Source organism: Nonomuraea sp. NPDC050404 (genome assembly GCF_040655495.1).
Lineage (GTDB): Bacteria > Actinomycetota > Actinomycetes > Streptosporangiales > Streptosporangiaceae > Nonomuraea.
In genome coordinates this window covers 41,660-63,327 of record NZ_JBFAKB010000036.1, presented here as the reverse complement: position 1 = coordinate 63,327, position 21,668 = coordinate 41,660, and the positions used below count along the sequence as shown (strand labels likewise).

Here is a 21,668-nt window from a genome sequence, read left to right as displayed (position 1 = left end):
CGAGGCGTTGATGGCCATGGAAGACCCTGACGTCCTCACCGCCAGAGAGCTGGAGATCCTCTCCCTGACCGGTTCGGGCCACAGCGCCCAGGAGATCGCGCACCTGCTGCGCATCTCCCGCTGCGCGGTGGAGAACCACCGGCGGCGCATCTACCGCAAGCTCGGGGCGGCCGGGCAGGGGCAGGCCGTCTTCCGCGGGCTCCTGCTGCTCGCCGCCCCGGCGGGCGAGCCCCGTCTGGCGCGGGGCAGGGAGCTGGTGATCGTGCACGCCAGGTGCGTACTGGCCGCGGAGCAGGTGACGCGGGCGCTGCTGGAGCAGGGGCGGGCGGTGGCGATCGTGCACGACGCCGTGCCGTACGAGGAGGACGTCCAGGGCTGGACGGGCACCAAGTTCACGGCGGTGCTCGTGGACCCCGTACCGGCCGACTGGGCGCTGGCGGCGCGGCTCGGGGCGCGGGCCGTGGCCGTGCCCTCGGAGCCTCCCGAGCCGTGCATGGTGACGGACGCGGTGGCGCGGGGGGCGTACGCGGTGTTGTGGCTGCGTGACGTGCCCGAGCATCTGTGCGCGGTGCTGGACCTGGTGGCCAGGGAGTATGTCGTGGTGGGGGCGGGAATGTGCCGGTCGCTGGGGCACGCCCCGCGGCTGACCGCGCGCGAGCGCGAGGTGCTGGCCTCGATCGCGCGCGGTCACACCGTGAAGCAGACCGCCAGGTTGCTCGGCATCGCGGGCAAGACGGTGGAGAGCACCAGGGCCCGCCTGTTCAGCAAGCTCGGCGCCCGAAACCGCTCGGAGGCGCTGACCAACGCCTACCGCACCGGCCTGATGGCGCCGTCCCCGGGCGCGCCGGGTGAGCGTCTTCTGCCGGGTGAGCGTCTTTCCCCGGGTGAGCGCCGGCGGTCGCGCCGGCTCACTGGCCCCGGCTCTGCGGATCTACCCGGGCGAACGTGAGCAGGTCCACCATCCGGAAGTCGCCCGTCACGCCGGTACGCCTGGGCAGCGTGGGCCGCCAGGACGGGTTGGCGCCGAGGAACGAGGTCGGGTCGAGCTGCAGCAGCCCGACGAAGACCTCCCCGACGATCCGCGCGCCCACCCCGGCCAGCCTGAGCCCGCCGGCCAGCACCTCGGCCTCCTTGAGCACGTAGTACCAGAGCGGGGTGCTGGCGGGCAGGCCGTGCCCGATCGCCTGCAGTTCCGGGAAGTGCTGCGCCTCCAGGGACTGCACGCCGATGGCGCGGGCGATGTTCTGCCCGGACGGGATCGACCAGGTGATGTGCCGCAGCAGGTTGCGCTGCGGCAACGAGGTCGGCGGGTCGGCGGACGGGATCGCGGCCAGCGGCAGGTTGAACAGCGGCGTGGACAGGTTGGTGTCGATGCGCTTGTTGGCCCGCACCTCGCCGTCGCCGAAGTCGAAGAACGTCTGCCAGCCGATGAACCGCCTGGCCGCCCTGGCGCCGCCGCGCAGGTCCACGGGGTCGGCCTGGCCCTGCCCCGCGGGGTCGAAGATGAAGCCGAAGAAGGCGGTGCCGTCGGGGTTGCCCGCGAGGTTGGCGCGGTAGGACGGCCTGACCATGCTGTGCCCGAACCGGTAGGCCGCGCCCTGGAACTCGACGGGGATGAACTGCTCGCCGGCGACCGGCCGGTAGAAGCGCCGCCCGTTGGTGAGGATGTCGTTGACCACGCTCTGGCCGAGGATCTGCGGCAGGAACTCCCTGAGCACCAGCCACTGGTAGTGCCACCTGACCTGCTGTCTCGCGGCCTCGAACACGTTGCCCTGCTGGCCCTGCGCCCGCAGGTGGTCCACCACCCGGTTGTGGAAGCGCAGGAACGCGGCGTGCATGCCGGAGATCATCAGGTTCTCGTCGTTGCGGGGGTCGGCGATGATCGCCGAGCGGTTCGCCCGGCGCGGCACGTCCTCGAACCTGCCGCCGCTCTCCAGCCGGAACTTGGCGGTGTCGGCGGGGTCGTAGAGCTGCGGGTCGGCCGCCGGGCCGCCGCCGTAGACGCTGTCGAGGTCGAGGGCGGGCGTCCGGGTGTTGGGCGTCTGCTCGGGCGGCGTCGGCACGCCTAGGGGCGAGACCTCGTCGAAGGTCATGTCGTGGTCGATGAACTGGCCGAAGAACGTCGTACCGGCAGTGTGGGTGGCGTTGTCGAGGTTGCCCGGACTGAGCTCCGGGTTGGTGATCAGCCTGATCGGGCCCTCCTGCAGCGGGTCCATGGCGTCGATCAGGCCGCCGGCGCGGCCCATCTCCAGCAGGGCCTGCCTCAGGGAGGGGGCGTTGAAGTCCGCGAACGGGGCCAGGTTGAAGATCCTTCCGAACCTGTCGGGGGAGGTGGCCAGGCCGCCCGCGCGCGCGGTGACGACCTTGGCGAGGGCCTCCGCGGGGGTGAGCGTCAGGACTGCGGCCCCGGCTCCTACGCCGGTGAGGAAGCCGCGCCTGGATAAGCCTGATGTGGGCTCGTCGATGGGCGGGGTCATGACGTGCTCCTTACTGCCGTCCCACCGGAGGAGTGGAGCAGGCGCACGCGGACGATCCGCGGAGGCGGGGTCGTCCGGCCTGCTCGTGGGAGGGCTGAGGGTGCCTGCCGTCAGGCTGTTCCCCCGTCAGGAGGTGGTCAAGGAACCACTTTCCCCTAAGGCGTTTCAAGCGGGAAACGAAACGGCTACCGCGTGGCGGGTGAGCCGCGCGGTAGCCGTGACACGGAGATCAATACTGGGATCAGTACTTGCCGACGACCTCGTCGGCGCCCGCGAGCCCGCTCAGCGGACGCGAGGTGGGACCGGTGTAGATCGCGCTCGGACGGACGAGCCGGCCCGTGCGCTTCTGCTCCAGGATGTGCGCGGCCCAGCCGGCCGTGCGCGCGCAGGTGAACATCGAGGTGAACATGTGCGAGGGCACCTCGGCGAAGTCCAGCACCACGGCCGCCCAGTACTCCACGTTCGTGGCCAGCACCCGGTCGGGCTTGCGCGCGTGCAGCTCCTCCAGCGCGGCCTTCTCCAGCGCCGCCGCGACCTCGTAACGGGGCGCGTCGAGCTCCTTCGCGGTCCGCCGCAGCACACGGGCGCGCGGGTCCTCGGCACGGTAGACGCGGTGGCCGAAGCCCATGAGGCGCTCGCCCTTGTCGAGCTCGCTCTGGACGTACTTCTTGGCGTCGCCGAGCTGCTCGACGCCCTCGATCATGTGCAGCACGCGCGCGGGCGCGCCGCCGTGCAGTGGACCCGACATGGCGCCGACGGCGCCGGAGAGCGAGGCGGCCACGTCGGCGCCGGTGGAGGCGATGACGCGGGCGGTGAACGTCGAGGCGTTCATGCCGTGCTCGGCCGCCGAGGTCCAGTACGCGTCGATGGCCTTGACGTGCTTGGGATCAGGCTCACCGCGCCAGCGGATCATGAAGCGTTCGACGATGGTCTTGGCCTCGTCCACCTTGCTCTGCGGCACCATCGGCAGGCCGAGGCCGCGCGCGGACTGCGCCACGAAGGACAGAGCCATGACGGAGGCGCGGGCGAGCTGGTCGCGGGCCTCCTCGTCGCTGATGTCGAGCAGGGGCTTGAAGCCGTACGCGGGAGCCAGCATGGCCAGCGCGCTCTGCACGTCTACACGGATGTCACCGGAGTGGACAGGAATGGGGTACGGCTCCGCCGGGGGCAGACCCGGCTGGAACTTGTTGTCGACCAGCAGGCCCCAAACGTGCCCGAACGGGACACGGCCGACCAGCTCTTCGATGTCGACGCCCCGGTATCGAAGGGCGCCCCCTTCTTTGTCCGGTTCCGCGATCTCGGTTTCGAAAGCTACGACGCCTTCGAGCCCGGGTTTGAAGTCGGACATGCTCGGCCGCCTCCTCTTCTCTTGCCATGTTTGGGCAATGCCTTGATGTCGAGATACCGGCGGGTCAATTTAACCGCCTCACAGGTCATGCTTGGTCTCGGGACCCGCCGTAAGGCTAAACCCGCTGGTCGGCGGGGGTGCGTGGGATCTTACGCACGAGCGCGCAAGAATACCGTCTCGTGGATGCCACCCCGCGCCCGCCCACGCTGGCGGGGCTTCGCCGTACGTACGAGGGCGAGCCAATGCTCGAATCAGACCTCGCGTCCGACCCCATCGCGCAATTCACCGTCTGGTTCCAGGACGCGCTCGACGCCGGCCTGCCGGAACCCAACGCCATGATCCTGGCCACCGCCTCCGCAGGAGGCCGCCCCAGCGCCAGGACGGTCCTGCTCAAGGGCTACGACGAACGAGGTTTCGTCTTCTTCACCAACTACGAGTCGCGCAAGGGCCGCGACCTGGCCGAGAACCCTCGCGCGTCCCTGCTGTTCCCCTGGCACCCGCTGCGCCGCCAGGTGCGCGTCGAGGGCACTGTGACGCGGATCTCGCACGAGGAGTCCGCGCGGTATTTCGAGTCCAGGCCGTACGGCTCGCGCATCGGCGCGTGGGCCTCGCGGCAGTCGGCGGTCGTGAGATCGAGGGAGGAACTGGACGCCCGCTACGACGAGCTGGCGGAGCGCTGGCCGGAGGATCCGCCGGTGCCCGAGTTCTGGGGCGGCTACCGGGTGGCCCCGATCGAGCTGGAGTTCTGGCAGGGGCAACTCGATCGTATGCACGATCGGCTGCGTTACAGGCGGACGCGACCCGGCTGGGTTCTGGAGAGACTTGCCCCTTAATGTTCAGTAAGTGGCTTTCGGGGACCTGATTAAGCGTCATCTTGTTGACACCCGGCCGCTGGGCGTGCTCGCGTACCGGCGGATCTGGCTCGGCCAGGCCGTGTCGAACATCGGCGTCGGCGTGACCGTGGTGGCGGTCGGGCAGCAGGTCTGGGAGCTGACGGAGTCCTCGTTCCACGTGGGTCTGATCGGCATGGCCCACTTCGTCCCGCTGGTCGTCTTCGGCCTGTGGGGCGGGGCGATCGCCGACGCCGTGGACCGGCGCAAGCTGCTGGTCGTCGGCTCGCTGATCGCCTGGGCGGCCACGCTGTTCATCCTCGTCCAGGCCCTGCTCGGCCTGGACAACGTCTACCTGATCTTCCTCGCGGTGGCGCTGAACTCCACCGGCTTCGCCATCACCGGGCCCACCAGGGGCGCGATCATCCCCAGGATCCTGGACGCGGAGCTGGTGCCCGCGGCCAACGCGCTCAACTCGCTGGGTTACACCACGGGCGCGGTGCTGGGGCCGATGGTCGGCGGCGTGGCGATGGCGACCGGGGGGTTCGCGGCGGCGTACGCGCTGGACGCCGTCCTGTTCACCGGAAGCCTCTACGCGGCCCTCAGGCTGCCCTCACTGCCTCCACTGGGCGAAGTGACGCGTCCGGGGGCGCGGGCGGTGCTGGAGGGGCTCAGCTTCATCTTCAGGAGCCCGGTGCTGCTGATGTCGTTCGTCGTGGACATCATCGCGATGGTGTTCGCCATGCCGCGCGCGCTCTTCCCCGAGCTGACCGCCGAACGCTTCGGCGGGGACCCGCTCGCGCTGGGCTGGCTGAACTCCGCCATGGCCATGGGCTCCGTCGCCGGGGCGCTGTTCTCCGGCTGGGTGGGCCGGGTCTCGCGGCAGGGGGTGGCGCTGTCGATCGTCATCGCCGTCTGGGGGCTGGCCGTGGCCGCCGCCGGGCTCGTGCACGATCTGTGGCTGGTGGTGCTGTTCCTGGCGATCGGCGGCGTGGCGGACGTGATCTCGTCGGTGTGGCGGCAGTCGATCCTGCAGTTGTACGCGCCCGACGAGATGCGGGGGCGGATGCAGGGGGCGTTCATGGTGGTCGTGGCGGGCGGGCCGCGCCTGGGCGAACTGCGGGCCGGGGCCATGGCGACGGGGATCGGGCTGACCGGGGCCTGGGTGTGGGGCGGCATCGCCTGCTCGATCACCGTGCTGGCCGTGGGGCTGTCGGTGGCCAAATTCCGCGACTACCGGGCCCGTACGAGCTAGGCGGCCCTGGCGGGAAGGAACTCGGCCGCCCCATTGTTGCCGTCCTTAGCCATCGTCGGTCGTTCTCCCCATAGGGTTCCCTTGACTCATGTGCCCGCAGCGGACGGGCTCAGTCCCCGCCACGACCGGCGTTATCATTCATTTGGGAGGAGCCTTGACCGCACACGGCCTGATCGACACCACGGAGATGTATCTCCGTACCATCTACGAGCTCGAGGAAGAGGGCATCGTCCCGCTTCGGGCCCGCATCGCCGAACGCCTGCAGCAGAGCGGCCCCACAGTCAGCCAGACCGTCGCGCGCATGGAGCGCGACGGGCTCGTCCGCGTCGAAGGTGACAGGCACCTGTCGATGACCGAGCTGGGCCGCACTCTGGCGACGCGCGTGATGCGCAAACACCGCCTCGCCGAATGCCTGCTCACGCAGGTGATCGGGCTTCCCTGGGAAGAGGTGCACATCGAGGCGTGCCGCTGGGAGCACGTGATGTCGGAGTCCGTCGAGGCACGTCTGGTGACGCTGCTGGACAACCCGACCGCCTGCCCGCACGGCAACCCGATCCCCGGACTGGCGGAGCTGGGCGCCAAGGAGCCGGTCGAGAGCGGCACCGACACCCTGACGACGATGTGCGACCTCGCAGGCACACGCGACACACCAGTCGTCGTGCGTCGAATTAGCGAACAAGTGCAAAGCGATCCCGCTGTGATGCTTAAACTCAAGCAAGTTGGGATACAACCCGGACGCGAGGTGACGCTCGCGGCGAGCGACGACGGTGTACGGGTGACAGGTGACAGTGACGCGAATGACACTCCCGCGGAGCTACCGCGCGATGTCGCCGCGCACGTTTTTGTCTCCAAGCGCTGACGCGCGCGCGACTACTTGGTTGAATCCCTCCTGGGAGGCCCTCCACTCTCCCCTGGCCAAGACTGTTGCAGGAGCGCTCGTGGTCCGCTTTGCATACACGCCACCCCGAGGAGTGGTCTCCGGATGAAGCGATGGGGGGATCTGTCACAAGAAGCGGCTGATCACCTTGCTGCCGGGTCCGTGCTCGACCACGCCGAAATGGCGGTGGTCGTCACAGACCGTTTCAGCAATCTCCTCTATTGGAATCCATTCGCCGAGCGGCTTTTCGGACGTACGGCGCCTTCGCGCGACACGTCCGGACTGTCCCTCGGGATCATGGAGAAGGACCACCCGCTGGCGATCGAGCTGGCCAAGCACGTGCTCAAGGGCGGCGTGTGGGAGGGCACGTTCGACGTCAGGCGCGGCGACGGCACCATCGTCTACGTACGCGCGCAGGCCGTGCCGCTGCGCCACTCGTCGGGCTCGGTGACGGGGATCGTCATCATGGCCCGCGAGGCGCTGCGCAGCAACGAGCGGGAGAAGGACCGCTTCGGGCTGCTGGAGCGCATCGGCGAGCGGCTGGCCGGCTCCCTCTACGTCGAGGAGACGCTCAAGCGCGTCGCGGAGATGCTCGTCCCCCAGTTCGCCGACCACTGCTTCATCGAGCTGACCGAGGGCGACCGGCTCGTCCGCAGGGTCTCGCAGCACGTACAGGGGTGGACGCCGCCGTCGGGAACATGGAAGCCGGTGGGCGCGGAGATCCGCTACCCCTCCGGCCACTACGCTGACACCGCACTGCGCCGCCAGGAGACCATCCTGGTGGAGGACTTCTCCAGCAGCCGCTACCCCGCTCCGCACGAGGGCAGCGCGCGCCTGTGCGGCGAGATCGGCATGACCTCCGCCATCGTGGCCCCGCTGCTGGTGCGCGGCGAGACGCTGGGCCTGATGTACCTGGGCCTGTCCAACCTCACCGACCGCCGCAGCCCCCACTACGACGCCTTCGACCGCGACTTCGTGGGAGCCATCGCCACCCGGGTCGCGCTCGCCATCGACAACGCGCTGTTGTTCGAGGAGGAGCGGCACACGGCGGAGTCGTTCCAGAAATACCTGCTGCCCCGCGCGTTGCCGCAGCTCGACGGGCTGCAGATCGCCGTGCGCTACTACCCGGCCGCCCCGCTGGCCTCTCACGGGCAGGGCATCCAGACCCAGGTCGGCGGCGACTGGTACGACGTCATCCCGCTGTCCGCCGGCCGCGTCGGCATCGTCATCGGCGACGTCGAGGGCAGGGGCGCCAAGGCCGCGGCCATCATGGGCCAGTTGCGGGCCGCGCTGCGGGCCTTCGCGCAGGACGACAAGTCCCCGGCCGACATCCTGGCCAGGCTCGACGAGTGGACCCGCATCATCGCCACCCCCGAGCAGGACGCGGAAACCGGCGCGGACGTCAGCGTCCCGCCCATCGTGACCTGCCAATACCTGGTCTACGACGCCTGGTCCAGGCAGCTCTCCTTCGCCAACGCCGGGCACGCCGCGCCGCTGCTGCTGGTCGACGGCCAGTGCGTGGAGCTGGACATCGAGGAGGTCGGCCAGCCGCTCGGGGTGCGCGCCAAGGGCCTGCACGCCGACCTGGTCTACAAGGAGGAGACGCGCACGCTGCCGCCGGGCGCGGCGCTGCTGCTCTACACCGACGGCCTGGTCGATCGCCGTCCGACCCGCGACGGCCGGATGCCGAGCGAGGCCGAGACGCTCGGCGTGCTCTGCGAGAAGCTCGCCAAGATGTCCGACGCCGAGGTCGAACGCATCGCCGACTCCGCCACCGTGGCGGTGCCCGGCGAGATCGACGACGACATGGCCATCCTCGTGGTCCGCTCCAGCGACGTGGACCTCGACGTGGAGTCCCGTACGTTCCCCGCCCAGCCCATCATGGTCAGCGAGGCGCGCCGGATGGCCGCGGAGGCGTTCTCCAGCTGGAACGTGCCCGAGGAGCGGGCCGAGCTGGCCTGCCTGCTCGTCTCCGAGGTCGTCACCAACGTGGTGCTGCACGCCGCCACGGCGGGCGTGCCGCGCAGGGAGCTGGTCGTGGAGGGGCCGCCGCTGCCGTTCGAGGAGTCCTGGGACGGCATGCCGGGCTTCGACGACGAGGTGGTCGGCGACAAGGAGTTCACGCTCAGGCTGCGCAGGGGCGAGGAGTCGGTCTGGGTCGAGGTGTTCGACCAGGACCTGCGCCTGCCCCGCATCCGCAGCGCGGGGGAGAACGACGAGGGCGGGCGCGGCCTTTACCTGGTGGACCAGCTCGCCAGGCGCTGGGGATCGCGTCCTACCAGGGAAGGCAAAGCCGTCTGGTTCGAGATTCCCACTCGCGGCAGGTGATGCTTCACTGGCGCCATGGATCTGGCCTTTGAACGACGGGGGACCGGTGCACCGCTGATCCTCATCCATGGCATCGGCCACCACTGGCAGGGCTGGCTCCCGGTGATGAACCGGCTGGCCGCCTCCCATACGGTGATCGCGCTCGACCTGCCCGGCTTCGGCGCCTCGCCGGCGTTGCCGCCCGGCATCCCGTACACGGCCGAGTCCCTGGCCGACGCGGTCGAGTCCTTCTGCGCCCGGCTCGCCATCCGCGACCCCGCCGTCGCGGGCAACTCACTGGGCGGCTACATCGCGCTTGAGCTGGCCTCGCGCGGCATCGTGAGCACGGCGGTCGCGCTCTCCCCGGCCGGCTTCTGGTCCCGTTCCGAGCTGCTCTACTGCCAGGCGGTGCTGCGCGCCACGCGGGCCTCGGCGCGTTCCGCGCCCATCGAGCGGCTCGCGGAGAACCGTTATCTGCGTACGGTGGCCGCCGGCCTCCTGGTCGCCCACCCCTCCAGGCTCGACCCGGCCGCCCTGATCGCCTCCACCCATGCACTGGTCCGGGCGCCCGGCTTCGAGGAGACCCTGGAATCCTTCACCGGCCTGATGCCGCCGGCGCCGCCGAAGTCGCCGATCGTGATCGCGTGGGGCGAGCACGACCGGCTGCTGTTGCGCCGCCAGGCGGTACGCGCGGCGCGGTGGTCGGGGCAGCGGGTCAAGCTGCTGAAGGGTTGCGGGCACGTGCCCATGAGCGACGATCCCGAGCTGGTGGCGCGCGTCATCCTCAGTTGAAGAAGATGAGCTGGACGGGTACGAAGAGCGCCGCCACGGCCGCCGACACGACGAGCGACACCACGAAGGGATTGCCGCCCATGTCGTCGAACTCGTTGTGGACGAGGTCGTGCAGCAGCGCCGTGTTCACGGCGGCGGCGGCGCAGGCGCCGGCCACCAGGACCCCGAGGACACTCGATCCGCCCTGCTCCTCGGCGAGGTAGAGGAGGTAGAAGAGCTCGGCGGCGATGGCCAGTCCCGCCGTCGGCAGGCCCCAGGCGAGCCACACGGCCCACGGCTTCCGGGGCTCCTCCTCCCAGTAATGGCGTTTGCGCTTGCGCTTGCGTAACCGCTTGTTGTTGCCGTTGCCCCCCATATCCGTCCAACGGCCCCGGCGATCTCGGAGTTCCGCGGGCCCGACGGTGAGAACCCAGGCCCCGCCGGGGGATTTATCGTTTCAGGGGACCGTCCAGGGCCGTTCCGTAGACGTGCGATACCCGGAGCCTGATGACCAGACGCCGGTCTCGTACCATCCGCTCGAAGAACTCCGCCTCGTCCGCCGGGTCGATGTTCCCGAACAACCGCAGCAGCTCCTGACCGATGGCGTCGCCAGGCTCCGTGGTGACTTCCGAGACCTCCGCCGCACCCTCGGCCACGGCATAGGACAGGACGGTCTCGCCCTGCACCTGGAAGGTCGCACGCGGGTCATTGAGGAGGTGGCGGACCTTGATGCGGTCGGCGACCGACGGGATCCGGATCGTCCGCTCTCGCGGGTCCCACCCGTAGACCATCGAGGCCAGGTGCGGCTGGCCGCTGCGCTTCAGAGTCGCCAGCACACCGAACTGCTGCCCGCCAAGAAGCCGGTCGGCCTCCTCCTCGGTGAGGGCTCGGGGGCTGGGTCCCTGGCCGGGACGGTACTCGCTCATTTTCATCCCTTCAGTCGTGCTTCAACAGAAGAGACCATAGCAGATAGTACCGTTATAGATAATATTGTTCAGATCGAATTTGGCGTAGGGTCGGGGGAGCTCAAAGCCGGCCGTGTGCCTCGATCGAGAGGTCCTGCCAGTCGTCCCAGGTCTTGAGCCGGTCGGCGTAGACCTGCTGGATCATCGGGTGGAAGCCCTTGCCGAACAGCACCCGCACCGGCGGGTTGGCGGAGTCGACGAGCTTCAGAAGTGCCTGCGCCGCGGCGGCCGGGTCTCCCGCGGGCATCTTCCCCGTCGTCGCGCCGAGACGCCGGCGGAGATCGTCATAGGCCGGGTCGGTCGTGGCCATGTGGCCGTTGGCGAGCGGGTCGGGGTTGTTGCCGTCGCGGGTGGCGAAGCCGGCGGGCTCGATGATGGTCACCTTGACGCCGAACTCGGCGACCTCGCCGGCGAGCGCCTCGTTCAGCCCCTCCAGGGCCCACTTGGAGGCGTGGTAGGCGCCGCCGAGCGGCATGGCGATGACCCCGGCGGCCGAGGACATCTGGATGATGTGCCCCGAGCGCTGTTCGCGCAGGTACGGCAGCGCGGCCTGCACCACCCACACCGCGCCGAACAGGTTGGTCTCCATCTGGTCGCGCAGTTCCCGCTCGCTCAGCTCCTCGACCGCGCCGATCTGGGCGTGCCCGGCGTTGTTCACGATGACGTCGAGCCGGCCGAAGTGCTCCTTGGCGCGCTTCACGCTCTCGAACACGCCGGCCCTGTCGGTCACGTCCATCTTCACCGGGAGTATCGCGTCGCCGTACGTGCTGACCAGCCCCTTAAGGCTTTCGGTGCTCCGGGCGGTGGCGGCGACCCGGTCACCGCGCGACAGGGCGGCCTCCACGAAGTTGCGGCCCAGGCCGCGGGACGAGCCGGTGACGAACCAGACCTTCTGCATGGCGTGCTCCTTGCTACCGGTTTCGGCTGTTACAACCCCCGAGACGAGACAGCCCCGTACGGATGTGAGCTCAGCCGAGTGTGACCTGCGACACCTTGTCCCCTCCGCCCGGCCATGGCGATGACAATGGTTGGCGTGACCCGCATCGAGGAGTTCCAGGAACTACGGCCGCTGCTCTTCGCGATCGCCTACCGCATCCTGGGCAGCGTGAGCGAGGCCGAGGACGCCGTCCAGGAGGCGTGGCTGCGCTACGAGGGTTCCGCGACCCAGCCCAAGTCGCCCAAGGCATTCCTGTCGGCCACGGTGACCCGGATCTCGATCGACGTGCTGCGCTCCGCCCGCGTCCGGCGCGAGGCCTACGTCGGGCCGTGGTTCCCCGAACCGCTGCTGACCGACCCCTACCAGGACCCGGCGCGGTCGGCGGAACTGGCCGACTCGGTGTCGATGGCGGCGCTGATCCTGCTGGAACGGCTCAGCCCGCTCGAACGCGCCGTCTTCGTGCTCCGGGAGGTGTTCGCCTTCAGTTACCGGGAGATCGCCTCCGCCGTGGAGCGGTCGGAGGCGGCCTGCCGCCAACTCGCGGTGCAGGCCCGCCGCCACATGGACGCGGGCCGCCCCCGCTTCGAGACGGACCGCCGCTCACGCGACCAGCTCGCCGGCCGCTTCTTCAACGCCCTCAGGGAAGGCGACATCGAAGGACTGCAACAACTGCTGGCCGCCGACGTCCAGTTGGTCAACGACGGCGCCGGCAAGATCGGAAGCACACTCCCCGTCTTCGGAGCCGCGAAGGTCGCCCGCCTGCTGTCCATCACCATCCCGCCGTTCGCCCAGATCGGCGCGGTACTGGAGCCACACGAGGTGAACGGCCAGCCCGGCGCGCTCATCCGCGACCGCGACGGCCGAATCTTCAACACCTGGACACTCGACATCCTGGACGGCCGCATCCACACCATCCGCTCGATCGTCAACCCCGACAAACTCCGACACCTCGGCCCTCTCGCCGACGCCCACGAGATCATCCGCGAGAAAAAGCAGACCCGCCGCGACCAGCAGTCGCCATGACCCGGCGCAGGTCAGAGGATGCCGGTCAATCGATGTGGGGATACTTCCGTTCCAGGTAGTCGTTGATCTGGCGCCATTGCGTGAGGTGGATGTCCAACGCGTGCAGGTCGCTCGGGTCCACCCAGCGGACGTCGCTGGCCTCGTCGTTGGCCCCCGGCTCCCCGCCGACCGGACGTGCGATCAGCATCACCTCGTACTCCTGCCGAACCTCGCCGTCGCTGTAGGCCACGATATGACCGGGGTCGGAGTAGATGCCGAGGATGTCGACCGCCTCGACGAGGACGCCGGTCTCCTCCTCGGTCTCCCGCACGGCGCACTGGGAAGGCGTCTCACCGATCTCCATTTTGCCCATGGGCAGAGCCCACTGGCCGGTGTCACGCCGGCGCTGCATGAGGATGCGCCCCGCGTCGTCCACGGTGATCGTCCCGCAGGCCGGCACCAGGCTGTTGGCCTTCGGGGCGTCCGGGTCGTTCCAGTACTCGACTCGTCCCATGAGATGCCTCTCAGATCTCAGCGCCAGACCATGGAACAGCTCCGGCCCAAACGCGCTCAAAGGATGACATGTAGTGCTCGGCTATGGTCCCTCCGTCGAGACGACGGAAGTGGAATGCAGGGTTGGCCGAAGCAGGTTCTCCGTACGCGTGCGGGTTGATCAGAAGGTCGTCGTCATAGCGGAATAGTGAGGCGTACAGCGTGGTGGAATGCAGGCGTATTTCACACCTGTCGAGGTCGGGCAGCGTCTGGTAGTAGGTCAAGGATGAGCGGATCTTGGCAGCAAGCGTTCCGCCGAGCCTCTCTTCGCGATCCCGGATCTCTACGGACTGCGTGGTGGGATCTCCGAAGCACAACCTAACCTCGACACCGCGCCCCGCAGCCTCGGTCAACAACCGTGCGATCTTGGGCTGGGTCTGGGCGAAGAACGTCCCTGAGAAGACCAGAACGTCCACCTTTTCCTGAGCCTCGCTGAGGAGTCGCAACCACAGCGCGCGAGGAACGCTGGCTCGGTCGGGGAAGACCTCCACGAGCTCTGACCTGGTCGCCATACCCCGACGTGACTGGCTGCTCTCCAGCACGTCAGGCCACAGGTACGTCTCGTCAGCGGTCAGCAGCTTCGCCGCCGCCCACCGATGCCGACGATGCGGGACCCGAGCCGTGTTGATCCACCGTTCGACCGTCTTCGGCTCCACACCGCACGTCGTGGCCAGGTCTTCCAGGGCCACGCCGTGACGAAGCATCGCTGTGCGTAGGCGTTCGTTCACACATACCAGTGGACGCGAACGTCCCAGGACGTTTCAAGTCCTTTGCGGGACGTGTTCCGGTGACGTAACACGTCCCGACAACAGGCTGCGGCGAAGTTTCAAAGTCCCGCCTGCCTCGCTTCACTGGACGCACTGGTACCGCACCTCTGGGAGGTAGGTGGATGAACCCCGGCCAAGCATTCGGCCCCGGACACATGGTGTCGTCGCTCGACACGGCTGAGCAGTTGCAGCGTGAGCTGAGCATCCTGGGCATTCCGAGCGACGTCCACGACGGCTACGGGCTCGCGCTGGTGTCGGTGTGGGTCGGCCTCGTCGTGTGGTGTGACCACGAACGGTTCTGGTGGCGTACGGGCTGGGACGCCGGCCGGAAGCGTGCCGTCTACGCCTGGCATCCCATCCTGGAGCCTGCGAGAGCAGCTCGTCGCGTTGCCCGCCGCTACGCGGACGTGCGCGCGTCCCGGCCGACCCTGGCACCGCTCGCCGGAGCGCATCCGTGCCCGTGACGATAGCGCAGGTGATCAGGGCTTTCCCTGAGTGGCAGATCTACGACCTGGCCGGCGGCTGGGCGGCCGTTCGCGCCAACCTCGTGCCCCGGGGCGGCGGCCGTTCCAATGTGCGCTGTGGGAAGACCTTGGAAGAGCTCGTCGAGAATCTGAAGGCCGAAACAAGGGTTTCAAGCTGAATCGACCTTTCGGCAGCTTGTCAGGTCCGCTGCATGGTTTCGGAGGAATCCGGCGTGACCTGCGGCTCGCCAAGTGAGTCCGGACGGGGGCCCATGGTCGTCCGGACTCACTTGGCGGTTTCTGCTGTCCGTTCCCAGATGATCTGTTCCAGACTCCTGGCCCGCGCTCACAACGCGATGGCGCGATACCTGAGAGCGGCTTCAACAACCTCCTCGGCTGTGGCGTCCTGTGATTCTTCCGGCGGCCAGAAGATCAGATCACTGACGCGTGGATGGAGCACATTGGCCTCTAGCAGGCGTAGGTAGTAGTCGGAGTCCGGGTCTGCATTCATGATTCTGCGGACAATTTCGGCGAGTTCTTCCCGGGTGATGTCCGACACCTTTAGCCGCTCCGGGCGGGCGGCATCCCGGGCGAGTCCCTCCAGATCCTGCGACTCCCAGTAAGCGGCGAAGTCCGACGGCTCGTAGGTGTGTCCAGTCTGCATGTTGAACGTGGTGACGGCCTCGCGTGCCTCCATCAGCCTGCCGGTTTCGATGAGTTCCGCGATCCGGTCGATCTCCTTCCCAAGCTGCTCCTGGCGCTCCTGGGAGACGGGCGGGGGAAGCAGTTCCGGACGTAGATCCATGCCAGGCATTCTGCATGTCTCATGTACGCGGGACTACCACTTGGATGCCCCACGAACCGCCGTCGGTGACCGCCCGGGCGTCGCGCAGCACCGTGTCCCCCACGTACGCGGCGACCGCCAGCCTCGGCAATGCTAGGCCCGCCGGGCCATCAGCACTTACTGGGCGCATGTCCGTACCCGGTTGACGTGGAGTCCACTCCAGGGGGCAGGCTTGGTTTCATGCACAACGCCATGAAGACGCGCTCCATCGGAGACCGCCAGGTCGGGGTCATCGGGCTTGGGGCCATGCCCATGTCGGTGGCCGGTCACATGCCGGACGAGGCGCAGTCGATCCGTACGATCCACGCCGCCCTGGACGCCGGCATCACCTTCATCGACACGGCCGACGCGTACACGCCCTCACACGAGGACGTCGGCCACAACGAGCGCCTGGTGGCGCGCGCCCTGTCCCTGTGGGGCGGCGACGCGGGCGGCGTGCTGGTCGCGACCAAGGGCGGCTGCACCCGCGTGCCCGGCGGCGGCTGGGACAAGGACGGCAGCCCGGCCCACATCAAGCGGGCCTGCGACCGCTCGCTCAAGGCGCTCGGCGTGGACAGCATCGACCTCTACCAGCACCACCGCCCCGACCCGAACGTGCCCTACGAGGAGACCATCGGGGCGCTGAAGGACCTGCACGACGCCGGCAAGATCCGGATGGCCGGCATCTCCAACGCCGATCCGGCGCAGATCAGGCTCGCCCACTCCATCCTGGGGGAGCGGCTGGTGAGCGTGCAGAACGAGTACTCGCCGCGGTTCCGTTCCAGCGAGCCCGAGATCGACGTGTGCGCCGAGCTGGGCCTGGCCTTCCTGCCGTGGTCCCCGCTGGGCGGCATCGGCCGTACGGACGAGTTGCGCGAGCGCAACGCCGCCTTCACCGAGATCGCAGCCGCGCACGGCGTCTCCCCGCAGCAGGTCTGCCTGGCCTGGGAGCTGGCCCGCAGCCCGGTCGTCATCCCGATCCCGGGCGCGAGCCGGCCCGAGACGATCATCGACTCCGCCGGCGCCGCGACCTTGGAGCTGAGCGAAGAGGAACTGGCGCGCCTGCGGTAACGCCTCCGTCTAATTGCAGGCGGGCAGGTTGAGGAGTTTGTCGGGGTTGAGGAGTCCGTACATCCGCAAGTTCTCGGATTTTTGGATCATTCGCCGGCCTGAGCAAAATGAGCATAATACCGATTCAGCGGGGCGTTTATTGCTCGTCAATAATTCCGCGAGCGCGTCCATTCAGATTTGTGCCTGCCCGATCGAAACAAAACCTGGGAGGCACAGATCATGACCGAACAGCCCATTGCTCCGCAGCAGGGTCCGAGGCTCCTCACCGCCGAAGCATTCCTTGAACTGCTCTTCGAGTACGCCGACAACAACCTCGACACCATCGCCAAGTTCTGGGCCATGCCCGGCGAGGGATGGGAGGACTCCCTGAGGACCGCGCTCACCGCCTACATCGAGGGCAAGCACCTCTGGGCCGACCTGGGTGAACCCGGTACCCGCAAGGTCTACACGACGACGGGGAACAAGCCCAAGGTGGCCGACTTCGTCCTCAACGGCAGCGTCGCCAACTACTACGAAGACGAGGTCATCGTCGAGGTGAAGACCCAGTCGATCGGGCGGGCGAAGGACTTCAGGAATGACTTCCAGAAGGATATCGCCAAACTCGACGGGGTGGACGACAACCATCTTCATTCGCAGCGTCTCGCCATCGGCATTTTCTTCACGAGGGACTACGCGCAGGGCGAGAAGGGCGCGACCGATCCCGTGGAAACAGAGAAGGTGTCGGTCGGCTTCACCGAGTGGCTGCAGAAATACGACCATGTCTATTTCTCCAAGAAATACCAGATGCTCAGGCGTCCCGCCGGCACGCGGACGCAACTCCAGCTCGACAAGGCCGGACCGATTCACACCACCGCTCCCACGGCTGTCCTACGGGATCCGGCGGTGCCGTTGCGGGCCCAGGACGTCAGGGAGCTCGGGATCGTCTACAAGCTGCTCGGCCCGAAGGTCCCGCCCACTCCGCCCGCCCCGGAATCCCCGGAGTCCTCTGAGAGCTCGGACAGCGTCTTCGAGACGAAGAAGACGCCGAAGCGCAAGCTGACCGGCGCGCCGGAGAGCGTGGCCAAGAAGGTCAAGTGAGGACACACGTACATCGGGGCTGAGTGACCCTCGGCCTCAGGCGTCGCAACGGAGAGCCGCCTGCCCACGCATGGGCAGGCGGCTCTCCGCACGTTCATGAGGCCGGCCGGCCACGTTCCCTGTGATCCGGACGCCCGTTAGATCTTGGTCTGGCCCCAGAGCAGCAGCATGACGATGACGAACACGATCATCACGCCGGCATAGCCGATCGGTCCCAGGCGGATCGCCCGGCGTACGCGGTTGAGGCCCCAGGCGAACAGCAACGCCAGGAAGACCAGGAGGATCAGGCCGCTGTCCATGTCGTCCAGTATGCGGCCGGACCCGCGTCGCCGCGCAGTGACGAATCAGGATCAGAACCCGAAGGAACGGCCGATGATCTCCTTCATGATCTCGGTGGTGCCGCCGTAGATCGTCTGGACCCGGCTGTCGAGCCACGCCTTGGCCACCGGGTACTCGGTCATGTAGCCGTACCCGCCGTGCAGTTGCAGGCAGCGGTCGATCACCTTGCCCTGCAGTTCGGTGGTCCACCACTTGGCCTTGGCGGCGTCCACCGCGGTCAGCTCGCCGGCGTTGAGTGCCAGGATGCACTTGTCGACGTAGTGGCGGGCGATCTCCGTCTCGGTGGCCAGTTCCGCCAGGACGAACCGGGTGTTCTGGAAGGAGCCGATGGTGCGGCCGAACGCCTGGCGGGTCTTGCAGTACTCGATGGTCTGCTCCAGTACGGCCTCCGCCGCGGCCACCGCCGCCACCGCGATCGACAGGCGTTCCTGCGGCAGGTTGTGCATGAGCTGGAAGAAGCCCTCGCCGTCGCGGGGGCCGAGTCGGTTGGCGACGGGCACGCGTACGTTGTCGAAGAAGAGCTCGGCCGTGTCCTGCGCCTTCAACCCGACCTTCTCCAGGTTGCGCCCCCGCCCGAACCCCTCCATGCCCCGCTCCACCATGATCAGCGTGGTGCCCTTGGCGCCCGCGTCCGGGTCGGTCTTGGCCACGACGACGACCAGGTCGGCGTTGATCCCGTTGGTGATGAACGTCTTCTGCCCGTTGACGACGTAGTGGTCGCCGTCGCGGATGGCCGTGGTCCTGATGCCCTGCAGGTCGCTGCCCGCCCCCGGCTCGCTCATGGCGATCGCGGTGATCAGCTCACCGCTGGCGAACCCGGGCAGCCAGCGCTGCTTCTGCTCGTCGTTGGTGAGATCCACCATGTACGGGGCCATGACGTCGTTGTGCAGCGAGAAGCCGAGCCCGGTGACACCGTTCCGCATGATCTCCTCGACGATCACCGCGTTGAACCGGAAGTCCCTGACACCGGCCCCGCCGTACTCCTCCGGCACCGAGAAACCGAACATGCCCAGTTCGCCGGCCTTCTTCCAGACCTCACGCGGGACGATGCCGTCCTTCTCCCACTGGGGGTGGTGCGGTACGGCCTCGCGGGCCATGAACTCGCGCACGGTGTCCAGGAAGAGCAGGTGTTCGTCGTCGAAGAGGTCTCGCCGCATCAGTCGTCTCCCGCTGCAGAATTCCATTCTGTTACCGAGAGGTATACCCGGTGCGTGAAGCGGCGGACACGGGTTCATTACAAGTGGTGGAAGATGCCTGATTCGGCATGTGTTGCAGGTGTTTCCGACCCTAAGATCTACCCTCGGTCTAGTTGTGGGTGATCGGAGTCTCCGTGAGTCGGTGGCGCAAGGCGTTGATCGCCGCATCGCTTGGGTCGGTGGCGACATTAGGGTTAGGGGCACTGCACCAGGTGCCCGCATCGGCCGCACCGGCCGACCTCCTCATCGACTACACGTGTACGCCGACCGGGGTGAGCAGCATCGTCCGGCACGGCACGGTCAAGCTCCGGACCAATCTCACCTTCGCCACCGACCTCGTGGTGGGAGACCCGCTCAACCTCACCTGGAAGCTGAACTACACCGGTGATGGCAGTCGGCTGCAGTCGCCCGGGTATTTCGACGAGGGCGGCCAGGTGCACGCCACCGGCCACGTCGAACATCGCAGCTCCTGGGTGGGCGACCTGATGCCGAAGGGCAGCGCCGAAGCGGAGGGCGCGCTGCGCCCCGATGATCCGCTCCAGTTGCCCGAGATGCTGAACGACCCCGGCCTCACCAACAAGGCGGGCGTCATCACGATCACGCCGAAGGACATCGACCTCGACTTCACCCCGCCGGACGGCGAATCGATCGTCAACGACGGCGACGACGCCGACAACCCGAGCGACATGCAGATCAAGTACAGCAGCGGCTGGATCTCGATCGACGACCGCCCGGCGTCCGAGAACCACGTGCACAACGACCTGCACCAGACCGTCGGGAACGGCGATTTCGCCGATCTGACGTTCGTCGGCACCGGCGTGAAGTACATCGGCCCGACCGACAAGGACTCCAGCCCCGTCGACATCTACATCGACGGGGTGAAGAGGGCCACGGTGGACCCCTCCAGGTCGGCCGACGACACGCCCGTCAACGACGACCTCGACGGCGGCAAGACGCTGTGGGAGTCGCCCCAGCTGACCTACGGCGAGCACACGATCAGGGTCCAGAAGGCCTCGGCGGAGGGCACGATGTGGCTGGACGCCTTCGAGGTGTCCACCACCACGGCCCAGACCCCGACCGGCTACCACAGCGCGAAGTGCACCCCGGTCAATCCCTCGTCGGTGCAGGTGACCGTGGGCGAGAAGCCGGACCCGACGGACGACCCCACGACGGACCCGCCCACCGACGACCCGGACGACCCCGATGATCCGGATGATCCGAACGACCCCGACGACCCGAATGACAACGACAACAACGACGTCGGCAACTTGGAGAACGTGGTCGTCGTGCCCCAGGCAACCAGTTCGTCATCGTCATCGTCCACCCCGAAGAGCACCGGCCCGACCGCGACCAAGTACTACAGGGCCCAGGTCGCCAAGACACCCAGCGGCGGGGTCGAGACCGGCGTCGCGCCGGATGAGGGGCATCCGTACGGGCTCATGGCCGGCGGTATGGCGGTCGTGATGGGAAGCGTCGGCGGCGGGTTGCTGCTGCGCAGGCGGCGGGCCGAGCATGCGGGAGGGGTGCTGTGATGGCCGAGCAGGAGATGCCCATGCAGGGGCCCCCGACGCCACCGCCCCCGACGCCGCCGCAGACGCCGATGCAGCGGGCGCTGCCGGGGTTGCTCATCGCCGGGTCGCTGGGCGGTGTCGGGCTGGTCATGGTGAGCCTGCTGTCGCTGGCGCCCCCGGTGGACGACGGCTCACGGCCGCTCGCGGCTCCGCAGGCCGCGCCCGAGACGATTCCGAGCACGGTGGAGATGCAGAACGCGGGCGCGTTCAACCTCTCGCCGACGGTGGGCCCCGGCGGTAAGGACAAACCCCTGATCCCGGCACGCCTGGACGCGCCGCCCCCGCTGGCGGCCCTCCCGGAGGTGCCGGCCATCCCGAAGCCGAAGACCAAGACCGCCAAGGCCGCGACGAAGCCGACCCGTATCAAGATCCCCAGCATCAAGGTGAACTCGGTCATCGGCACGGTCACGATGGACGCCAAGAACAACCTGACCACGCCTCCGCTCAGCAAGCCCAACCGGACGGGCTGGTACAAGTACTCGCCGGTGCCGGGGGAGGCCGGCCCGTCGATCATCAACGGGCACGTCAGCACCCGCAAGGGGCCCGCCGTCTTCGACCGCCTCCGGGAGTTGAAGAAGGGGGATCACATCTACGTGTACCGGTCGGACAAGAAGGTCACCCGGTTCACGGTGAGCGGGATCGAGCAGGCGAGCAAGAGCTCGTTCCCGACCAAGCGGGTGTACGGGAACACGGACAGCTCTCAACTTCGGCTCATCACGTGCGGTGGCGTCTACAACAAGAAGACCCATCACTACACGGACAACATCGTCGTGTACGCAACGTTGTCGAAGAAGAAGGGTTGAGATGAAAAGATGGGGCCGATTTGATGGTTTACGGGAAGTTGACAGGGACAGTTCGTAGGATCTCAACCGAACCGTGACCAACGGCTGGAATTCTGGCACGACTCGTTGACACACTGCGTTGAAACGGAGAAGGACCCGTGCTTATGTCCCAGGTGAGGCGACGCCTCGCCCATAAGACGTCCGCGTTGGGATTGATGGGTGCGCTCGTCGTCTCCGTTTGCTCCGTCTTCGCCTTG

The 21,668-nt window shown here is 67.9% G+C and carries 23 protein-coding genes; 13 read left to right on the top strand and 10 right to left on the bottom strand.

Annotated features, from left to right (window positions below):
• Nucleotides 1-16: 16 nt before the first annotated feature.
• On the top strand, nt 17-949 hold the full coding sequence (locus AB0I81_RS55215) for a LuxR C-terminal-related transcriptional regulator (protein WP_360676821.1): 933 nt from the start codon (nt 17-19) through the stop codon (nt 947-949).
• Here the strand turns inward: AB0I81_RS55215 and AB0I81_RS55210 are convergent.
• Nucleotides 909-2,477 (bottom strand): heme peroxidase family protein, encoded by a 1,569-nt coding sequence (locus tag AB0I81_RS55210; protein ID WP_360676819.1) that lies wholly within the window; start codon nt 2,475-2,477, stop codon nt 909-911. The genes AB0I81_RS55215 and AB0I81_RS55210 overlap by 41 nt on opposite strands.
• A gap of 241 nt (nt 2,478-2,718) precedes the next feature.
• A complete protein-coding gene (locus AB0I81_RS55205) occupies nt 2,719-3,825 on the bottom strand; it encodes a citrate synthase 2 (protein WP_360676817.1) in 1,107 nt (368 codons plus the stop codon).
• A 179-nt stretch (nt 3,826-4,004) separates the two neighbouring features.
• Between AB0I81_RS55205 and pdxH the strand changes: the two genes are divergently transcribed.
• The 5 genes from pdxH (at nt 4,005) to AB0I81_RS55180 (ending at nt 9,886) form a co-directional block, all read left to right on the top strand.
• Nucleotides 4,005-4,658: a pyridoxamine 5'-phosphate oxidase gene (gene pdxH, locus AB0I81_RS55200; protein WP_360676815.1), complete on the top strand. Its 654-nt coding sequence runs from the start codon at nt 4,005-4,007 to the stop codon at nt 4,656-4,658.
• A 10-nt stretch (nt 4,659-4,668) separates the two neighbouring features.
• Nucleotides 4,669-5,910: an MFS transporter gene (locus AB0I81_RS55195; RefSeq protein ID WP_360676813.1), complete on the top strand. Its 1,242-nt coding sequence runs from the start codon at nt 4,669-4,671 to the stop codon at nt 5,908-5,910.
• 154 nt (nt 5,911-6,064) lie between these two features.
• On the top strand, nt 6,065-6,769 hold the full coding sequence (locus AB0I81_RS55190; protein ID WP_360676810.1) for a metal-dependent transcriptional regulator: 705 nt from the start codon (nt 6,065-6,067) through the stop codon (nt 6,767-6,769).
• 123 nt (nt 6,770-6,892) lie between these two features.
• A complete protein-coding gene (locus tag AB0I81_RS55185) occupies nt 6,893-9,115 on the top strand; it encodes a SpoIIE family protein phosphatase (RefSeq protein WP_360676808.1) in 2,223 nt (740 codons plus the stop codon).
• Between the two features lie 15 nt (nt 9,116-9,130).
• Nucleotides 9,131-9,886, top strand: a complete 756-nt coding sequence (locus AB0I81_RS55180) for an alpha/beta fold hydrolase (RefSeq protein ID WP_360676806.1) — start codon at nt 9,131-9,133, stop codon at nt 9,884-9,886.
• Here the strand turns inward: AB0I81_RS55180 and AB0I81_RS55175 are convergent.
• The 3 genes from AB0I81_RS55175 to AB0I81_RS55165 all read right to left on the bottom strand — a co-directional run bounded on the left by AB0I81_RS55175 (nt 9,879) and on the right by AB0I81_RS55165 (nt 11,728).
• Nucleotides 9,879-10,241 (bottom strand): hypothetical protein, encoded by a 363-nt coding sequence (locus AB0I81_RS55175; RefSeq protein WP_360676804.1) that lies wholly within the window; start codon nt 10,239-10,241, stop codon nt 9,879-9,881. The two genes, AB0I81_RS55180 and AB0I81_RS55175, sit on opposite strands and share 8 nt — an antisense overlap.
• Nucleotides 10,242-10,314: 73 nt before the next feature.
• The gene (locus tag AB0I81_RS55170) at nt 10,315-10,791 is read right to left on the bottom strand and encodes a TIGR03618 family F420-dependent PPOX class oxidoreductase (RefSeq protein WP_360676802.1); all 477 of its coding nucleotides are present in this window, start codon (nt 10,789-10,791) and stop codon (nt 10,315-10,317) included.
• A 100-nt stretch (nt 10,792-10,891) separates the two neighbouring features.
• On the bottom strand, nt 10,892-11,728 hold the full coding sequence (locus tag AB0I81_RS55165; RefSeq protein ID WP_360676800.1) for an SDR family NAD(P)-dependent oxidoreductase: 837 nt from the start codon (nt 11,726-11,728) through the stop codon (nt 10,892-10,894).
• Between the two features lie 135 nt (nt 11,729-11,863).
• On the opposite strand from AB0I81_RS55165, the gene AB0I81_RS55160 reads away from it, so the two are divergent.
• Nucleotides 11,864-12,790, top strand: a complete 927-nt coding sequence (locus AB0I81_RS55160) for an RNA polymerase sigma-70 factor (protein WP_360676798.1) — start codon at nt 11,864-11,866, stop codon at nt 12,788-12,790.
• A 25-nt stretch (nt 12,791-12,815) separates the two neighbouring features.
• Here the strand turns inward: AB0I81_RS55160 and AB0I81_RS55155 are convergent, their stop codons facing one another.
• Complete coding sequence (locus AB0I81_RS55155) at nt 12,816-13,283, bottom strand: NUDIX domain-containing protein (protein WP_360676796.1); 468 nt, start codon at nt 13,281-13,283, stop codon at nt 12,816-12,818.
• Nucleotides 13,284-13,293: 10 nt separating this feature from the next.
• Nucleotides 13,294-14,049, bottom strand: a complete 756-nt coding sequence (locus tag AB0I81_RS55150; RefSeq protein ID WP_360676794.1) for an XRE family transcriptional regulator — start codon at nt 14,047-14,049, stop codon at nt 13,294-13,296.
• A gap of 161 nt (nt 14,050-14,210) precedes the next feature.
• Between AB0I81_RS55150 and AB0I81_RS55145 the strand changes: the two genes are divergently transcribed.
• Nucleotides 14,211-14,552 (top strand): hypothetical protein, encoded by a 342-nt coding sequence (locus AB0I81_RS55145; RefSeq protein ID WP_360676791.1) that lies wholly within the window; start codon nt 14,211-14,213, stop codon nt 14,550-14,552.
• 11 nt (nt 14,553-14,563) lie between these two features.
• Nucleotides 14,564-14,731, top strand: a complete 168-nt coding sequence (locus AB0I81_RS55140) for a hypothetical protein (protein WP_360676789.1) — start codon at nt 14,564-14,566, stop codon at nt 14,729-14,731.
• A gap of 167 nt (nt 14,732-14,898) precedes the next feature.
• On the opposite strand, the gene AB0I81_RS55135 is transcribed toward AB0I81_RS55140, so the two are convergent.
• Nucleotides 14,899-15,357: a bacteriocin immunity protein gene (locus AB0I81_RS55135; protein WP_360676787.1), complete on the bottom strand. Its 459-nt coding sequence runs from the start codon at nt 15,355-15,357 to the stop codon at nt 14,899-14,901.
• A 219-nt stretch (nt 15,358-15,576) separates the two neighbouring features.
• Here AB0I81_RS55135 and AB0I81_RS55130 point away from each other — a divergent pair, with 219 nt between their 5' ends.
• Both AB0I81_RS55130 and AB0I81_RS55125 read left to right on the top strand, forming a co-directional pair.
• Nucleotides 15,577-16,446 (top strand): aldo/keto reductase, encoded by an 870-nt coding sequence (locus AB0I81_RS55130; protein WP_360676786.1) that lies wholly within the window; start codon nt 15,577-15,579, stop codon nt 16,444-16,446.
• A gap of 219 nt (nt 16,447-16,665) precedes the next feature.
• Nucleotides 16,666-17,523: a hypothetical protein gene (locus AB0I81_RS55125; RefSeq protein WP_360676784.1), complete on the top strand. Its 858-nt coding sequence runs from the start codon at nt 16,666-16,668 to the stop codon at nt 17,521-17,523.
• Nucleotides 17,524-17,660: 137 nt separating this feature from the next.
• Here AB0I81_RS55125 and AB0I81_RS55120 read toward each other — a convergent pair whose 3' ends face one another.
• Together AB0I81_RS55120 and AB0I81_RS55115 are read right to left on the bottom strand one after the other, a co-directional pair.
• The gene (locus AB0I81_RS55120) at nt 17,661-17,822 is read right to left on the bottom strand and encodes a hypothetical protein (protein WP_360676782.1); all 162 of its coding nucleotides are present in this window, start codon (nt 17,820-17,822) and stop codon (nt 17,661-17,663) included.
• A gap of 51 nt (nt 17,823-17,873) precedes the next feature.
• Nucleotides 17,874-19,019 carry an acyl-CoA dehydrogenase family protein gene (locus AB0I81_RS55115; RefSeq protein ID WP_360676780.1) on the bottom strand — a complete coding sequence of 382 codons (1,146 nt, stop codon included), beginning with the start codon at nt 19,017-19,019 and terminating at the stop codon, nt 17,874-17,876.
• Between the two features lie 311 nt (nt 19,020-19,330).
• Here AB0I81_RS55115 and AB0I81_RS55110 point away from each other — a divergent pair, with 311 nt between their 5' ends.
• Complete coding sequence (locus AB0I81_RS55110; protein WP_360676778.1) at nt 19,331-20,590, top strand: hypothetical protein; 1,260 nt, start codon at nt 19,331-19,333, stop codon at nt 20,588-20,590.
• Complete coding sequence (locus AB0I81_RS55105) at nt 20,590-21,432, top strand: class F sortase (protein WP_360676776.1); 843 nt, start codon at nt 20,590-20,592, stop codon at nt 21,430-21,432. The genes AB0I81_RS55110 and AB0I81_RS55105 overlap by 1 nt, the downstream gene beginning before the upstream one ends.
• Nucleotides 21,433-21,668 lie beyond the last annotated feature (236 nt).

What these genes read in the sequence shown, in the direction of transcription:
- AB0I81_RS55145 (WP_360676791.1), top strand. Translation starts at nt 14,211, where the DNA reads ATGAACCCCGGCCAAGCATTCGGCCCCGGACACATGGTGTCGTCGCTC.
- AB0I81_RS55130 (WP_360676786.1), top strand. Translation starts at nt 15,577, where the DNA reads ATGCACAACGCCATGAAGACGCGCTCCATCGGAGACCGCCAGGTCGGG.
- AB0I81_RS55180 (WP_360676806.1), top strand. Translation starts at nt 9,131, where the DNA reads ATGGATCTGGCCTTTGAACGACGGGGGACCGGTGCACCGCTGATCCTC.
- AB0I81_RS55125 (WP_360676784.1), top strand. Translation starts at nt 16,666, where the DNA reads ATGACCGAACAGCCCATTGCTCCGCAGCAGGGTCCGAGGCTCCTCACC.
- AB0I81_RS55170 (WP_360676802.1), bottom strand. Translation starts at nt 10,791, where the DNA reads ATGAGCGAGTACCGTCCCGGCCAGGGACCCAGCCCCCGAGCCCTCACC.
- AB0I81_RS55215 (WP_360676821.1), top strand. Translation starts at nt 17, where the DNA reads ATGGAAGACCCTGACGTCCTCACCGCCAGAGAGCTGGAGATCCTCTCC.
- AB0I81_RS55210 (WP_360676819.1), bottom strand. Translation starts at nt 2,477, where the DNA reads ATGACCCCGCCCATCGACGAGCCCACATCAGGCTTATCCAGGCGCGGC.
- AB0I81_RS55135 (WP_360676787.1), bottom strand. Translation starts at nt 15,357, where the DNA reads ATGGATCTACGTCCGGAACTGCTTCCCCCGCCCGTCTCCCAGGAGCGC.
- AB0I81_RS55205 (WP_360676817.1), bottom strand. Translation starts at nt 3,825, where the DNA reads ATGTCCGACTTCAAACCCGGGCTCGAAGGCGTCGTAGCTTTCGAAACC.
- AB0I81_RS55165 (WP_360676800.1), bottom strand. Translation starts at nt 11,728, where the DNA reads ATGCAGAAGGTCTGGTTCGTCACCGGCTCGTCCCGCGGCCTGGGCCGC.
- AB0I81_RS55185 (WP_360676808.1), top strand. Translation starts at nt 6,893, where the DNA reads ATGAAGCGATGGGGGGATCTGTCACAAGAAGCGGCTGATCACCTTGCT.
- AB0I81_RS55155 (WP_360676796.1), bottom strand. Translation starts at nt 13,283, where the DNA reads ATGGGACGAGTCGAGTACTGGAACGACCCGGACGCCCCGAAGGCCAAC.
- AB0I81_RS55175 (WP_360676804.1), bottom strand. Translation starts at nt 10,241, where the DNA reads ATGGGGGGCAACGGCAACAACAAGCGGTTACGCAAGCGCAAGCGCAAA.
- AB0I81_RS55120 (WP_360676782.1), bottom strand. Translation starts at nt 17,822, where the DNA reads ATGGACAGCGGCCTGATCCTCCTGGTCTTCCTGGCGTTGCTGTTCGCC.
- AB0I81_RS55105 (WP_360676776.1), top strand. Translation starts at nt 20,590, where the DNA reads ATGGCCGAGCAGGAGATGCCCATGCAGGGGCCCCCGACGCCACCGCCC.
- AB0I81_RS55115 (WP_360676780.1), bottom strand. Translation starts at nt 19,019, where the DNA reads ATGCGGCGAGACCTCTTCGACGACGAACACCTGCTCTTCCTGGACACC.